Origin of the sequence: Kaistella polysaccharea (genome assembly GCF_020410745.1) — a bacterium.
GTDB classification, from domain to species: Bacteria; Bacteroidota; Bacteroidia; order Flavobacteriales; family Weeksellaceae; genus Kaistella; species Kaistella polysaccharea.
Window position 1 is genome coordinate 257,869 of the sequence record NZ_CP084528.1, and the last position, 15,785, is coordinate 273,653.

At 35.4% G+C, this 15,785-nt stretch carries 11 protein-coding genes and 1 tRNA gene; 5 read left to right on the forward strand and 7 right to left on the reverse strand.

What is annotated here, in order from left to right; all coding sequences use genetic code 11:
- Positions 1-15 precede the first annotated feature (15 nt).
- The 5 genes from crcB (at position 16) to LC814_RS01170 (ending at position 2,600) form a co-directional block, all read left to right on the forward strand.
- Positions 16-381: a fluoride efflux transporter CrcB gene (gene crcB, locus LC814_RS01150; RefSeq protein ID WP_226064519.1), complete on the forward strand. Its 366-nt coding sequence runs from the start codon at positions 16-18 to the stop codon at positions 379-381.
- 107 nt (positions 382-488) lie between these two features.
- Positions 489-573, forward strand: a tRNA-Ser gene (locus LC814_RS01155).
- A 489-nt stretch (positions 574-1,062) separates the two neighbouring features.
- Positions 1,063-1,533, forward strand: a complete 471-nt coding sequence (locus LC814_RS01160; protein ID WP_226064520.1) for a hypothetical protein — start codon at positions 1,063-1,065, stop codon at positions 1,531-1,533.
- Between the two features lie 172 nt (positions 1,534-1,705).
- Positions 1,706-2,224 carry a DUF922 domain-containing protein gene (locus tag LC814_RS01165; RefSeq protein ID WP_226064521.1) on the forward strand — a complete coding sequence of 173 codons (519 nt, stop codon included), beginning with the start codon at positions 1,706-1,708 and terminating at the stop codon, positions 2,222-2,224.
- A 220-nt stretch (positions 2,225-2,444) separates the two neighbouring features.
- A complete protein-coding gene (locus LC814_RS01170) occupies positions 2,445-2,600 on the forward strand; it encodes a hypothetical protein (protein WP_226064522.1) in 156 nt (51 codons plus the stop codon).
- Between the two features lie 314 nt (positions 2,601-2,914).
- Here the strand turns inward: LC814_RS01170 and LC814_RS01175 are convergent, their stop codons facing one another.
- From LC814_RS01175 to LC814_RS01205, 7 genes are read right to left on the reverse strand one after another with little or no spacing between them, the layout of a single operon-like run.
- The gene (locus LC814_RS01175) at positions 2,915-3,946 is read right to left on the reverse strand and encodes a UDP-glucose--hexose-1-phosphate uridylyltransferase (RefSeq protein ID WP_226064523.1); all 1,032 of its coding nucleotides are present in this window, start codon (positions 3,944-3,946) and stop codon (positions 2,915-2,917) included.
- A 19-nt stretch (positions 3,947-3,965) separates the two neighbouring features.
- Positions 3,966-5,114 carry a galactokinase gene (gene galK / locus LC814_RS01180; RefSeq protein WP_226064524.1) on the reverse strand — a complete coding sequence of 383 codons (1,149 nt, stop codon included), beginning with the start codon at positions 5,112-5,114 and terminating at the stop codon, positions 3,966-3,968.
- A gap of 2 nt (positions 5,115-5,116) precedes the next feature.
- Complete coding sequence (locus LC814_RS01185) at positions 5,117-6,703, reverse strand: solute:sodium symporter family transporter (RefSeq protein ID WP_226064525.1); 1,587 nt, start codon at positions 6,701-6,703, stop codon at positions 5,117-5,119.
- A gap of 1 nt (position 6,704) precedes the next feature.
- On the reverse strand, positions 6,705-9,842 hold the full coding sequence (locus LC814_RS01190; protein WP_226064526.1) for a glycoside hydrolase family 2 TIM barrel-domain containing protein: 3,138 nt from the start codon (positions 9,840-9,842) through the stop codon (positions 6,705-6,707).
- 10 nt (positions 9,843-9,852) lie between these two features.
- On the reverse strand, positions 9,853-12,879 hold the full coding sequence (locus LC814_RS01195; protein ID WP_226064527.1) for an aminotransferase class III-fold pyridoxal phosphate-dependent enzyme: 3,027 nt from the start codon (positions 12,877-12,879) through the stop codon (positions 9,853-9,855).
- Complete coding sequence (locus LC814_RS01200) at positions 12,880-14,889, reverse strand: MGH1-like glycoside hydrolase domain-containing protein (RefSeq protein WP_226064528.1); 2,010 nt, start codon at positions 14,887-14,889, stop codon at positions 12,880-12,882.
- Positions 14,882-15,781, reverse strand: coding sequence for an aldose 1-epimerase (locus LC814_RS01205; RefSeq protein ID WP_226064529.1), 900 nt, complete (start codon positions 15,779-15,781; stop codon positions 14,882-14,884). The genes LC814_RS01200 and LC814_RS01205 overlap by 8 nt, the downstream gene beginning before the upstream one ends.
- Positions 15,782-15,785: the final 4 nt, after the last annotated feature.

Consider the following 15,785-nt stretch of genomic DNA (forward strand, 5'->3'; position numbering starts at 1 on the left):
AGCAATAAAAATTAAATGAGAAACCTATTTTATATATTCGTAGGTGGCGGATTAGGAAGCGTATTGCGCTTCCTAATTTCGAATTATACCCAAAAGCTCTGGAATATCAATTCATTTCCAATGGGGACTTTTGTGGTGAATATTGTGGGTTGCTTTCTCATAGGCGTTCTTACTTCTTATTTTCTTCGGGTAGATAATTATTTAAAGTTTCTGTTGATCACGGGATTTTGTGGAGGTTTTACTACTTTCTCTACTTTCTCGGCAGAAAACTACTCTTTATGGGAAAGTGGAAATTATATGGTTCTACTATCTTATATTTTGTTGAGTATAATAGTAGGATTTGTGGCTGTTTATGTTGGTTTACAAGTATCAAAAAATTAATTTTCCTACTGATAATGAACTCTCTAAGACTTTTTTAAGAAATAATTTGGTCAATATATAAAAGGTCTTTATATTTGCACCACTGAAAAAGAGAAATCTATTTCATTGGAGAACTGGCAGAGTGGTCGATTGCGGCAGTCTTGAAAACTGTTGACTGTAACAGGTCCTGGGGTTCGAATCCCTAGTTCTCCGCCCAACAAGTCTGTAAATCATTTATTTACAGTAAATTTAAAAAACAGAGACTTTGGTCTCTGTTTTTTTGTTTTATTTAATCTATTGATAAGAGATTTTTATAAAATTCCTGCATTGAGATAACCTCACAAATTTGCTTTTAAAAATTTGGACTAATGATGAATTGGGATTCTTTTATAATTTTCGATATTCTTTTGATCGAAAAATGATGAACTTTTTTAGGGTGATTTTTAATTAAAAAAAATAATCACTCTTAAAATATATATCTATTCATTAATGAATTGAAATAAGTCTCAATACTCTATGTTTATAAAATAAAGTGCGAAATATTTTCATTTATTGCATACACTGTTAATAAATAATTATAAGTTTTCGAAATCATATATCACGTTACAAATCAACGTCTTGAAACTGAAACTTAAATTCTAATTAATTGGAATTATGCGTATATTTGATAGATAGCCACAATTTTATAAAAATACGTGAAAAGTGAAAATAAAGATATTTTTTTTCTCTCTCTTATTAAATTTAATTTTTAATTGTTCAAGTCAAGTGAATAATGAATTATCTGACTTTATATTTACAACGGAACAAATTAACGAAGGTAAAATTGATTTAATTTTCACAAATGATTCTGGTAGGAAAATATTAGTTCCCAATACAATACATAATGATGCGTTAATTATTACACATTTTCAAAAAGTTATAAAAGAAGGAAGTAAGTACACAAATGTAAGTCACAGAATTGTTAATTTCGATTGTTTTGGTAAACACGAAAGTTGCTTTCCTAAAAATGAAATTTTAAATCCGAAATCTCATAAAAGATATACTTTTAAACTATTCAATGCTGGAAATTTAGAAATTAATAATATTTACAGAATTAGACTTGCAATGGAAAATTTTATTTCAAAAAAACCTAATTTCATACGAAGTGAGTGGCTATATTTTGAAAGGCGCTGAATAAAAACTGCGGTTAACACAAAGTATTTTTATTAGCGTGGCGGAAATTTCTATCATAAAGATTTTTACTAACAGTTCAATACGTTATATTTACGAAGACTTGTTATAAAAGTTCCTGCTAACAGAAATGCCCAAACATTATTTGTAGTTGAATGAAAATTATGGTTTTAAAATGAAGTATAAAATAACTCTTGCTTTAATATTTATAAATTTTCTTGTCTATTCTCAAGTCATCGAATGGTCAATTAATCATAAAATTAATCGATCTGATTTTCAAGGCAAAATCCCCGACAAAACTATTAATCACGCTGGAACTTCTTACAACGTTAGTTACGAAATTATTTCGACTTCAATTTGGACAGGGAAAATTCAAACAAGAACTTTTGCAATATTCGATAAAGCAGAATCGTGGTTAAATGAAAGTTTTTATACTGATGAATTGTTAAATCATGAACAAAAACATTTCGATATTGCACAAATTTTTGCATATAAATTACAAAAACTGATAAATAAGGAAATCAAAAATTCGAAAGATTTTAACTCCAAAATTTCCTACTTAAGTAAAATAATTGGTGATGAATGTACAGCATTTCAGGAAAAATATGACTTACAAACAGATCACGGAACTATTTTAGAAAAGCAAAAGGAATATGACAAAATAATTGAAAACGAATTACTCAACTACAGATAACAAGATATTTCTATTAGCTGGGTTGAATTCCCCTATCGGAAAGATTTTGTTAATTGTTCAATTTGTTATATAAAAAAGATTTGTTATAAAAGTCCACGTTAACAGTAGCACCCAAACGTTATACGGGACGTATGACAATTTTTTGCAGAATATATAAACGAAATGTAAAAGAGCATTAATAAAATTAAGAATCTACATATTCAAATGAACGAATAACTATATGAAAAAAATCATCTTAATAATTGGGATTTTAGCAATAACAATTTCAATTTATAATACAATTTCTGGTGACGCTTTAAAATCAAACCTTGTAGGATTTATTTTAGGAATTGGATTTATTATTTATTATTTTGAATCTGATATAATAGAAAAATAAAGCAACTTCAAAAAATTCTGTTAAACTAATTGTTTTACTTTATCTGTAGAAATTCCAACAAAAATAAGCCCATTCACCACTACAGGATGATCTGGATGCTCTCAACTTTTAAAAATAAAAGAATTGGAACAGCAATTTTTTAACGGTAAAAAGATTGTTACTGAGCAAACTTTAAAGATTCTCGTTTTAAGTGTCATCGCAAATAAGCGCTAAATAAAGGGTTGTCAGAAGTGTAAGTGTTCTAAGGAGCTTCCCAAGCTTAGTTTACGGAAGATGTGTAAAGTTTTTAGCAGAGGAATTTCAGTTTTTTATTTTTAGTTGAGCGTGTGTATCAGTTTTTTTAAGGCGATTGCGGCTTGTTCCGGGGTAATGTCGCGCTGAGGGGAACCAAACATCTCATAACCTACCATAAATTTTTTAACGGTTGCACTTCGCAATAAAGGCGGATAAAAACTCATATGCCAATGCCAATAGTCATTGGATTTTCCGTTTGTTGGCGCTTGATGAATACCGCTGGAGTACGGAAAAGAACACGCAAACAATTTATCATAAGCGCGGGTAATTTTGGATATTGCATCGGCAAATTCAAAACTTTCTGAATCTTTCATCTTTGAAATATCAGAAGAGTGCTTTCTAGGAATAATCATCGTTTCAAATGGCCAAATGGCCCAAAAGGGGACGAGTACAACAAAACTATCATTCTGATAAATAATGCGCTCATCTTTTCGAAGTTCCTGACTTAAATAATCACCCAGCAAACTGGATTGATTTTCATTAAAATAAGTTTTTTGATGACCATCTTTTTTATAAACTTCGTTGGGCAATGTGGACTGACACCAGATTTGTCCATGTGGATGTGGATTGCTACAGCCCATAACCGCTCCTTTATTTTCGAAGATTTGCACGTAATTGATATTCTCCTGCGCCCCTAAACTAGCGTATTCTTTTTGCCAGACTTTCACGACTTTATCAATATCTTCAACCGCCATACTTGCCAAACTTTTCGAATGGTCAGGACTAAAACAGATGACCTTGCAGATGCCCTGTTCGCTTTCCGCCTTAAATAAACCTTCATTGAAAGAGAATTCCGGTGACGTTGCTTGTAGTGCGGGAAAATCATTAGGAAAAGCATATACTTCCTTATAATCTGGATTTTTTTCGCCGTTCATCCTGGTGTTTCCTGCACATAAATAACAGTCGGGATCGTGGGAAGGACTTACATCAGCAAAAATGGTTTCTTCCTGCCCTTGCCAAGGGCGTTTAGATCGATGAGGCGACACTAAAACCCATTCTCCAGTGAGGATATTGAAACGTTTATGAGAATAATCCGATAAATTTGATTTCATTTTAGTTGGTTAAAAACTGTTATTTTAAAATTCGTGTACCCGATGCTAATTTTACATTATAGACGGAACATGCTCGGTCATATTCCTGTAAGTAACTTTTATTGATTTCTTTTATGAAATCCTCGGCTCCGTCCTTTTTGACCAGGTTGAGTGTGCAGCCTCCAAATCCGCCGCCCATCATTCTGGCTCCTAAAACATCATTATTTTCTTTTGCCTTATCCACCAAAAAATCCAGTTCTGAGCAACTTACTTGATATTGTTTCCGTAGTCCTTCATGAGATTTGTATAATAAGTCACCCAAAGTATTCAAGTTATTTTCAACTATAGCCTGCGAGAACTTTTTCACACGCTCATTTTCTTCGATTACATAGAGCGCTTTTTGATAATCTTCTTCGGAAAGCTCATCTTTGATACCATCCAGCATTTCTTTTGAAGCGTCCCGCAGGGTCTTTATCTTTAGCACAGCGGCCACATTCTCACAAACCGCACGTCTATCATTATAAGCACTTTCTGCCAAATTGTGTTTAACGTTGGTGTTAATAAGTAGGAGTTTATAATTTTTAAAGTCAATTTTATAAGTTGTTGATTCTAATGTTCTACAATCCAATAAAAGGACGCTATCTTTCACACCGAACATGCTTGCGTATTGATCCATTATACCGCATTTAACGCCCGTAAAATGGTGTTCGGCTTGTTGGGAGATTAAGATCATTTCACTTTTGGAAAGTCCTAAATTGAAAAGTTTATTGAGTCCAAACACAAAAGCATTTTCTAGGGCAGCTGAAGATGACATGCCTGCGCCTTCTGGAATGTTACCGCCAAAGACGGCATTAAAATTCCCAACTGTAAGACCTTTTTTCTGGATTTCTGCTACTACACCTAAAATGTAATTTCGCCATCCGCCATTAGGCAATTTTTTGATTCCATCTAAATTAAAATCGAGCAGTTCATCTTTGTTAAGGGCATAAACTTTAGAATTTTTGGAGGAACTTTTAACCATAGCCACCGCAATACCCTTATTTATTGCGGCGGGAAGTACAAATCCTTCGCTATAATCGACATGTTCACCTATAAGATTTATTCTCCCAGGTGAAAATATCATCAGAGGTTTTTCACGAAAGTGTTTTTTGAAACTCTCCTCAACCTCATTTCGTAATTTTTTATTCATGTTTAAGAGAAATAAATATAAATGACAACAACAATAATACAGATAGAAATCCCAACGACTTTCAAATATTTCCAAGGTGTGATGTCGACCTTATTGGTATATTCGAGCACAAATGGAACTGACCTTGGTCTGAATTTACCGATAATCAGCATGATGACAATATTAAGTACAAACAAAATAGCCATGACATGTAGAAAATGTGGGTAGTTTTCATCGCCAATTACATAAGGTTTTAAAACAAATTGACTGAAACTATATAAAACGACACCCGAAATAATGGCTATTTTCGCCGCTATTGCAGGCACAAATTTAGTAAGGTAACCCACGACGATAATGGTCAGAATAGGAATGCTGTAACAGCCATTTACTTCCTGCAAATATCCAAAAAGTCCATCAGGAGCGTTTGCAATCAGTGGTGCAATACACATTGATAATACCGCCAAACCGGTACCGAATAATTTTCCGGCCTTTACGGTTTCTTTTTCTGTAGCATCTTTCTTGAAATGTGATTTATAAATATCAATTCCAAACAAGGTTACGGAACTGTTCAATGCTGAATTAAAGGAACTTAAAATGGCACCAAAAAGAACTGCGGCAAAGAAGCCTACTAAAGTTGCAGGTAGCACCTTTGTAACCAACATTGCATAAGCTTCATCAGGATTTTCAAGTTCCGCTCCGAATATATGAAATGCAATTATCCCTGGCAAAACTACAATCAATGGTCCCAAAATCTTAAAAAAAGAAGCTAACAATAATCCCTTCTGACCCTCTTTTAAATTTTTTGCTCCCAGTGCTCTCTGAATAATGGCTTGGTTGGTTCCCCAATAAAATAAATTTACCAACATCATTCCTGTAAAAATAGTAGAAAAAGGAACTGAGGCATCTGGTCCTCCCATAGATTCGAATTTCTCGGGATGGCTATCGATAAGCACTGAAATACCATCAGAAATACTGCCATCACCAACTGCCAAAAGCCCAAAAAACGGAATCATCAAACCTCCTACCAAGAGTCCCACAGCATTGATGGTATCGGAAATTGCAACCGCTCTTAATCCCCCAAAAATAGCGTAGATGGAACCGATGATGCCAATACCCCAAACGGTTATCCAAAGCGCAGTATTCTTGGTGACACCCAATAATTCCGGCACGTTGAACATGGAATTAATAGCTAATGCACCTGAATATAAAACGATGGGTAGCAATACCACAACATAACCGCTTAAAAATAAACCTGATGTAATGGTTTTGGTCATTTTATCATACCTCTCCTCAAGAAATTGTGGAACCGTAGTGATGCCACCTTTTAGATATCTTGGCAACAAAAAAACCGCTGTAATCACCATGGCAATTGCCGCCAGTGTTTCCCATGCCATGACAAGAATACCTTCTCGGTATGCAGCTCCATTGAGACCTACGATCTGTTCGGTTGAAAGATTCGTCAATAAAAGGGAGCCCGCAATAACAGCACCTGTTAAACTTCTGCCTCCAAGAAAATAACCGTCTGATGTGCTCTCATCCGTTTTACGGGTCTTCCAATAAGATATTATGGCTACGAGTAAGGTAAAACCGACAAATGTTATGAATTGCATCTTATAGTGATTTAGGCTGTATAGTGAATGAATATTGATAGGGTTTAGTACCTGGAATAGTATATTCAAGATGAACCAATCGTCCCCAAGAAGTATCGCCACCTACACCCATTTGCATATAATCAATGTTCCACTGTACCGTTTCACCAATTTTGATGTCGGCACCGTGTCGCGTGGTGACGGGAATTAATCCAGAAGCAGATTTCCCTGCATCTTCAGGATTAAAATCGATTTCTGGCATGGCGAACGGCCACACACTTGCGTTAAGCAATATGTTACTTGAAGCTTTTAAATTAAGATTATCTGAAGATACAGTCATCCAACGAACATCTGTTTTATTTCCCGTCTCTTGTGGACGTAAATAGCGTTCAAACTGGTCAGTTATTTTTCCTGAATAAAGACCTGTTTTAACACCCGTTTTCCTATCCCAATAACTTTCCGTTGCGCCTTTTCCGTACCATGCAACATCAGTAAATGTTCTAGGTAGGGTCATATACATTCCTAAACGGGGGAGGTTTGGAAGGTCTTTTTGATTAGGTTTAAAACTATAGTCAATCACTAAACTTCCATCCGTTTTTAGAGTGTATTTAACTTCAACTTTTGCCTCATCTTTAGGTAAAATATAAGCAACTTTGTAAGTGACTCTATTATTGGACAGCGTAGGTTTTTCAACTAATTTTGCAGTATAATTATAGGTTGCATCCTGCCAAACTTTAGCCCATTGAAACATGTTATTTCCCAGATCATTGTCCGTAGGTGGTCTCCAAAAATTAGGGCGAAGCGCTTCATTGGTTATGAGCTTTCCTTGGTAATTCCATGATTGAATTTCTCCGGAAGTGGCATCAATACGCAAATCGACCAACTCACTACTAATTTTGTAAGAATCACTATTCTCTATAATTTTAAGATTGTTTCCTTTAGAAGAAGATATTTTTTCAGATTGCCCTTTTTGCAGAACAAATTCATCCCAGCCAACCTCATAACCTTTCGGAACTAGATTGTTATCATCTTTTTGAATTAAACTTACTTGAAGAATATATTCATTTTCAGAAGGAAAAACTTTCGGGAATTTGTCTAATTTGATATTTTTTGACTCTTGAGGCTTTACCTCTAAAGCGATGTTTTCGTCGTGGAATTCTTCTTTCCCATCCTTTAAAATTTTCCAGGAAATGGTTTTATCAGAAAAATCAGCAAAAAAATTCTTATTTGTAATTTCTACCACACCATTACCTAAATAATTGAATTGCACAGGCTCATACACCTTTTTCACTTCGGTCAAATGCGGATGCGGAACTCTGTGAGGATTGACCAAGCCATTATTCAAGAAATTTCCGTCTGTTGGTAAATCGGGATGATAATCGTGCCCATACGCAAAATAGGATTGACCATTTTTATCTTTATATTCTAATGCCTGATCGACCCAATCCCAAATATAACCACCTTGAAGGTTAGGATACTTTTCGATAATGTCCCAATAATCCTGGAGATTGCCGACCGAATTACCCATGGCATGGGCATATTCAATCATAATTGATGGTTTATCAGAATTGGACTTACCATGATTAATCAAATATTCGGGTTTTGGATACATTGGACAATAAATATCAGTATAGTCTTCATTTCCTGCTGGTTCATACTGTACAATGCGATTATCGTCGTGTGCCTTTAACCATTTGTAGGTAGTTTTAAAAATCTCCCCTTTTCCTGCTTCATTTCCTAATGACCAGGAATAAATGGACGCATGGTTTCTATCGCGGTAATACATCCTTTGGGTACGCATTTCATGGGCTGGTAACCAACTCATTTCGTTACCTAATTGTGTTTTTTCATCAATGGCTAGGGGATGACTCTCAATATTTGCTTCATCAACGACATATAAACCATAGGTATCACACAACTCCAACCAATATGGATCGTTGGGGTAATGTGATGAACGCACCGCGTTGATGTTATTTTGTTTCATCAATTTAATGTCCAGTTCCATAGAGGCTTTTGAAACTACATGACCCGTAATTGGATCCGTTTCGTGTCTATTAACGCCACGAATGTAAATCGGCTTTCCATTAATCAACACTTGAGCATTTTTGATTTCAACAGTTTTGAAACCTATTTTTCGAGTGATATATTGATTGTTTTTAGAATTGCTTTCATCTTCTAAAACTATTTTTAAAGTGTATAAATTTGGTTGTTCCGCAGACCATTTTTTTACATTTTCAAGAATACTTTCAGATACCAATTGAGTCGTTTTGTTCGCAGAAATGTTTAAGATTTTGGAGTCTTTGTATTTCGAAGTCACGCCGTCAAAAATTTCTACAGAAACCTTTCTTTTAACAGCATCATTAGAGTGATTGACCACTGATACTGTATTTTTCAAAATTCCATTTTGATAATTTTCATCCAAATTGGTATAAGCGTAATAATCTGAAACTGAAACTTTCGGTTGCGTATATAAATAGACCTCGCGTTCGATACCGCTCATGCGCAGAAAGTCCTGGCTTTCCAGATAACTGGCATCACTCCAACGAAACATTTGCAAGGCCAATATATTTTTTCCTTCTTTTAAATACTTGGTAATATTAAATTCTGCTGGGGTTTTGCTGCCTTGGGAATAGCCAGCATAGTTTCCATTGATGTAAACGTACATCGCTGATTTGGCACCAGCGAAATGCAAGATGGTTTCTTGAGATAAAAATTCTTTAGTTAAATTAATCTCTTTTCGATATGTTCCAACAGGATTATAATCGGTTGGTGCATCCGGCCATTTTGTGGTGAATGGATAGCGCTCGTCTAAGTAGATGGGATAATCATAACCTTCCACTTCCCAATTTGCAGGAACAGGAATGGTTTTCCAATCGGTGTCATCAAAATTAATATTTTGAAATGTGGTGGGTCTTGTTTTCGGGTCGTTGACAAAATTAAACTTCCAAGGTCCATTTAAACTTAAAAACCGTTTTGACAGGTTTTTGTCTTTGATATCAGCAGTTTCAAAACCGAAATAAGTGGCGCGTGGTGCGAGTTTATTATCTTCAAAAATTTCGTGATTAAAATGAGAAGTTTGTTTAGGAACTTCGATCAGTGACGCCGTTTTGCAACCCATTGTTAATAGTAATGGGATGAACGTTAAAAGTCTTAATTTCATTATCTATAATTTAAAGTTGCATAAAATCTTCGGCGAAAATTTTTCGTAAATAAAATATAAGTTGAGAGGCATTTTCCAGGTTAAATACTAAAGGAGGTTTTATTTTTAAAACGTTATGATCTGGACCATCTGTGCTCATTAAGATGCCATGGTCTTTCATTCTATCAGCCAAATATTCAGTTTGCGCTGCCAGTGGGTTCATATTTTTATCCACCAGTTCAATACCTAAAAATAAACCTTGCCCGCGTACATCACCAATAATCGGATAATCTTGAGCCAAACTTTTCAGTTCCTCTTTTAAATAGGTACCGATTTTTTGTGCATTTTCTTGCAATTTTTCCCGCTTTACAGTTCGAATCACTTCTGTTCCAATAGCACAAGAAACAGGATTTCCGCCGAAAGTGTTAAAATATTCCATACCATTGGCAAATTTTTCTGCCACTTCCAGCGTACATGCAACTGCTGCAATGGGATGTCCGTTACCCAACGGTTTACCAATTGTTACAATATCTGGGATCACATCATGAAGCTGAAATCCCCAGAATTTACTGCCCATTCTTCCGCAACCTGTTTGAACTTCATCTGAAATACAAAGGCCTCCCGCTGCTCTAACATATTGATATGCTTTGGTCAAAAATCCATCTGGCAATTCAACCTGTCCACCACAACTAATAATCGGTTCTAAAATTAATGCACCCACGCCTCTTCCTTTGGCATGAATCAATTCAATCTGATTTTGAACTTCTCCAGCATACAAATCTGCTGCATTCTCTCCTCGATATTTTCCTCTAAAGGCATCTGGTAATGGGAAAATATGGGTGTGTTCGGGCGCACCTTTTCCGCCTTTTCCATCAAATTTGTAAGAGCTGATGTCGATACACATATTGCTATTGCCATGATAGCCCACTTCACTTGCGATAATATCACGTTGGCCAGTTGCAGCTTTTACCATTCGAATAGCCAGTTCATTGGCTTCACTTCCAGAATTAACAAAATGCATTACACTCAATTCTAGCGGTAAGGTTTCCAAAAGCTCTGCAGCAAGTTGATTAATATTATCATGCAGGTAGCGCGAATTGGTGTTGATCAATGCCATTTGTTGCTGACCGGCTTTTACTACATTGTAATTTTCGTGGCCAACATGTGCCACATTATTTACAGTATCCAAATACTTTTTCCCGTAAGTATCCATAAGATACTGGCCAGCACCACGAACCATTTTGATCGGTTTATTATATTGAAGACTTAAACTTTTGCCTAAATGATGTTTTCGGTACGTGATCAACTCAGCATTAGATTTTGTCATTCCTGTTTTTAGGTGTTCTGATTTGAACATAAAATTTGGATCGGGACAAATACTTCGCCATACTTCTAATTGATTATGATACGCAACACCCGGAAAATCATTATCATAATCTAAAAGCGACAACATCATCTGAAAATGAAGGTGGGGCACCCAATTTCCGTTTTCATTTGAGGTTCCCAATTCTCCAATTTTTTCGCCTTTATCTACGTAATTACCGATTTTATGCATTCTTGCACTCGCTGCAGATAAGTGGCCGTACAGCGTATAAAATATAAAATTTTCAACCTGATGTTTTAAAATCACCAAGCCTCCATATTCTTTGTATGCAGCATTATTTACAGAAACCACCACTTCACCACCTAATAAACTGTGAACAGGAGTTAAGCTGGGTGCCCAAAAGTCAACACCAAGATGGATGGTTCTACTTTCTCTACCAGAATTCCCTATTTTATCATAGGATGTCGAGGTATAAATGGCACGTGGCTCTAAATAGCCGCCAGCAATTAACTGATTTGGAACTTTCTTTTGAAGTTGATCTATTTTGAACTGGAATACATCTAAATCATTAAACTCCTCTTGATGCCCAAGCCACAAACTTGATACACTTAAATCCAGTTTATAAACGTGTTCTTTCTGCAAAGAAGGAAAAAGGTCCGCAAAAGTAAAAACCTGTTTATCTGCCCAAACTTTAAAAGCTGAAGAATTAGGATGAGCTTCAAAATTGCAGACATTTCTAAAACTAAAATAGGCAAAATCTGAATTGATGTGACGCCATTTTTTAAGCACTTCCCAAGCTTGTTTTTCGCTTATTAATAAATAGGTATTATCAGGCTCTTTTTCTTTATTTAATGCAGATTTTGTAACCGAAATAACCAATCTCATAGCAATGGCATCGTATAAATGTAAAAGTTCACCTTCTTGTAACGGAAAAGCAGAATGATAGCCTTTAATAATCGGTAGAGCAGCTTCTAATGGGTCATTATGATCCATGATTGCATATGCGCAAGCTACGGCGACGTCATTGATAATTTGCGTGTGTATCGCATCTCCATAATCTATAACCGCTTCAACTTTAGGATTAATCAAATCTGAGGAGACAATTATATTATTATCGTTCGCATCATTATGAACAACCGCTTTTCTTAAATATTCAAAGGTTTCCTGGGATTCTTCGAAGTTGTTTTGGAAATATATAATGATTTCTTTTTCCTCCTTTTGGAAAAGATTAACGTGCGCTTTTGTCCACAGAGATTGCGCGATATCCCATAAAAATTCCCGATGTGCTTCTGGATGATCAAAGCCCTGCAAAGCTTCTGTTAATGAGCCACACTGTTGGCCCAAACTAAACCGTAAATCATCTAACTGTGGATTTACATCACTCCAAATACGACCAGGAACCCAACTTAATAATCGCACGTTACGACTCTGTAAATTCTCATCACTAATTTTTGAAATACTATTGCCAAGTCGATCTTTTATAATTCTCGGCGCTATTAAGTTTGGATTTTTAGTTTCAACAAATTGTAATAATTTCTGTTGAAAATCAAGATAATTTTCGCTTTCATCCGGACGCGAAATTTTCAGTATAAAATCCGTCGATTTTCCAACTTTAATCTTAAAATTAAAGTCGACTTCGCCAGGTAATTCTTTTGCTTCACCTTTTAAATTATACAGCTTTAGTAAAATTGCTTCGGCTTCCTGGGTTGATATTTTTAAGTTCTTGTACGTCATTTAATTATTTTCTAACAACATGATAAGATGTGCAGCGCTCCAACTGAAATTTTTTGCATTCAGGCCTTCGCCCGTTAATGGATGATAATTTTCGCGGATAGGAAGTCCTTTCCCCAATATTCCTTGCGCGCCCTCAATAATCTGCACAGTGGCCTTATCCGCTTCCGTATCAAAGCCATAATTGCGCAAACCTCTAACCGCAAAATAAGCCTGATCCAGCCAATTTGGACCTCTCCAATAGCCTTCGAGAGGATTAAATTTTTCATGGTCAGCACTCATCGTTTGAAACGGCACTTTAGTATAGAATTTTTTTGGATCCATTAATTTATTCTTCACTGCAATTGCTTGTTCCTGTGTAGCTGCATTCGCCCAAAGTGCGGTCCAGCCTTCACTTCCTTCACCTTTGATAAATTTCTTTCCATCAAGAGAAGTGTCATAAAACCATCCATCTTCTGGATCATAGAATTGGTTTTGAATTTTCACTTTCAATAGTTTAGCTTCAGAGGTATATTGATTGGCATCGTCGAGATTATTTATAATTTTAGCCAATCGGCTTAAAAATATTTTTTCCGCAAATAAATAAGCATTTAAATCTACACTTTCTTGATCAAGAGAGTAGGCGCCTTCACTATTTTTTAGAATTTTAGAATTGTCAAAACGAATGGCGTTGTCCATTCCGCTTTCCCATTTTGCCGCGATCAGGGTGCCATCTGTAGAACCGTATTCGCATAAGCCATCTTTGTCATGGTCACGTTTTTCATACCACCATTCGTGATACTTTTTTAGTTTGGGGTAGAACTCCTTTACAAATTCGATATCTTGATCCTGCTCATAAATTTTGGATACGGCCCACGCTGAAAGTGGCGGTTTGGTATCGCGGTAATTTGGCATCTCAATAGTAGTGTCTCGGAAAATACAATCTACGATAAAACCATCTTCACTTTGAAAATCAAACATGGCTCTCATTTGATTTTTTGCCAAATTTAGGTCATAATAAGACAGACCAACCGCGTGCTTCCACGAATCCCAAGACCAAAATCCATTAAACCACTCGTAATGATAGCTTGGAAACAGGCCTTCGTGCATAATTTCGCCGGCTGCAATACGCCAATTATTCTGCATCGTCAAGTGCGCTTTTGCCAAAACTTCAGCATATTTCTCATTTTTAAATTGGGGTTTTCTATTTTCGATTAGCTTCTTAAGCTGCTGATCTTTTTCTTGCTTTCGAGCTTTCAAAATTGAGTCAAAATCGACTTTATTGATGCTTTTCCTTTCCTCTTCCCAAGAATATTCTGGAAATATAAAAGTCTGCGCTACTACAATCTCTTTGGTTTCCTGTGGTTTAAGTTTAAAATTGTGTTTTGCTTTATACTGTAAATCATTCACTAATTCAACCTGAGTATCTTTTGGGAAGGTGATATAGCCGTTGGCGTTGGATTTTGTAGAATTTATTTTGATGGTTTCATCATTTTGTGAAAACGAGATTCCATCAATTAAAACAGATGAATTGCCCCAAAGTAGTTCTAAATTAATTGTTTTATTTCCAATATTTTTTACGATGGTTTGAACTAAAGCAGTATTTCCGTTTTTAAACACCAAGGTTTCGTTTACGTGAATATGATTCCCGTATGCGTCCATCTCTAAATGACTGGAATAACTTTTCTTGTTGTCGTATTTTAGAGATTGAAACTTGCCATTGACTTTTACGGAAGCATTCATTAAAGAGGAGGTTAGCCAAACGCCATTCTGCTGCGTCATTAAAAAAGGTCCGGAAAATCCCAATCCCTCATTTGCGTTTTTATGTAGACCATAAGCAAACCACGCACCCTGATCTGAAAACATTAAACCTGATTTGTCAACATCACTTTTAGGGCTGACTTGGTAATCCAGAATATTTTTACTGTATTCAAGATAAGGAAAAATCGTCGTATCTCTGGTAAATTGTGCTGGTGTGCAACTGCAAATTAGTAGGCCCAAAACCAAAGTAAGTGCTTTCATTTTATTAGTCATAAGCTTGTATTTCAATGTTCCATTTCACACTATAGGTTTTTCCAGGCTCTAATATCTGCAGGTCTATTTTATTATTAAAACTATTTGCGGGACCCGTAATAGGTTCAATCGCAAGAATATTTTTAATATTTGGGGTATGGATTTGCAAATAATTGTCTTCGGAATCAGAACTTAACTTCACAAAATATACTGGTGTTTTAAAGATGATACTGCTTTTATTCAATTTAAAACAATCATCAAAGTAACGTTCGCCTATAGAGAAAGGTTTTTTAACAACACTATCTTCAACTCCGGTAGCAATCATTTCCAAATCAAAAATTAGCTTTGTGGTGCTGTCCATTTCCAGATTGCTCTCTTTCAAATTACTACTAAAAAAATAAGGATGCCAACCCAAATTAAAAGGAAAGGCCTTATTATCTTCATTTTTTACATCTACCTTTAAATTAATTCCTTCGGTGGTAAGTGTATAAGTTAAGAAAATTGAAAACTTAAAAGGAAATCCGCTGACAATATCTTTTTCCTGATAGGCAATTGTGACAGAGGCGTAAGATTCTGATTCTTCCGATTCCACAAAGTGGAAAATCTTATTGTAAACAAGTCCGTGCAATGCATTATTGCCATCATTTTTTTCTAAATTAAATTGCTTTTCCTTGAAAGTGTATTTTCCAAGTTTGATCCTATTTGCAAAAGGAAATAATATCGCTGACGCATATATATCAGAATAGCCAGATGATTCAAGATCACTTATTATTGTAATTCCGTTAAAAATTAACTCTTGTAAACTTCCACCAGCATTCAAATTGATCTTCGCAGAAGTGTGTTGAGTCTCATTTACAAGCTCTATTTCCTGTAAAAGATTTTCGAAATTCTTTATTTTATTAACTTTAAACACTTTT

Coding starts and splice junctions, on each gene's coding strand:
- crcB (WP_226064519.1), top strand. CDS start 16: ATGAGAAACCTATTTTATATATTCGTAGGTGGCGGATTAGGAAGCGTA.
- LC814_RS01165 (WP_226064521.1), top strand. CDS start 1,706: ATGAAGTATAAAATAACTCTTGCTTTAATATTTATAAATTTTCTTGTC.
- LC814_RS01170 (WP_226064522.1), top strand. CDS start 2,445: ATGAAAAAAATCATCTTAATAATTGGGATTTTAGCAATAACAATTTCA.
- LC814_RS01175 (WP_226064523.1), bottom strand. CDS start 3,946: ATGAAATCAAATTTATCGGATTATTCTCATAAACGTTTCAATATCCTC.
- galK (WP_226064524.1), bottom strand. CDS start 5,114: ATGAATAAAAAATTACGAAATGAGGTTGAGGAGAGTTTCAAAAAACAC.
- LC814_RS01185 (WP_226064525.1), bottom strand. CDS start 6,703: ATGCAATTCATAACATTTGTCGGTTTTACCTTACTCGTAGCCATAATA.
- LC814_RS01190 (WP_226064526.1), bottom strand. CDS start 9,842: ATGAAATTAAGACTTTTAACGTTCATCCCATTACTATTAACAATGGGT.
- LC814_RS01195 (WP_226064527.1), bottom strand. CDS start 12,879: ATGACGTACAAGAACTTAAAAATATCAACCCAGGAAGCCGAAGCAATT.
- LC814_RS01200 (WP_226064528.1), bottom strand. CDS start 14,889: ATGACTAATAAAATGAAAGCACTTACTTTGGTTTTGGGCCTACTAATT.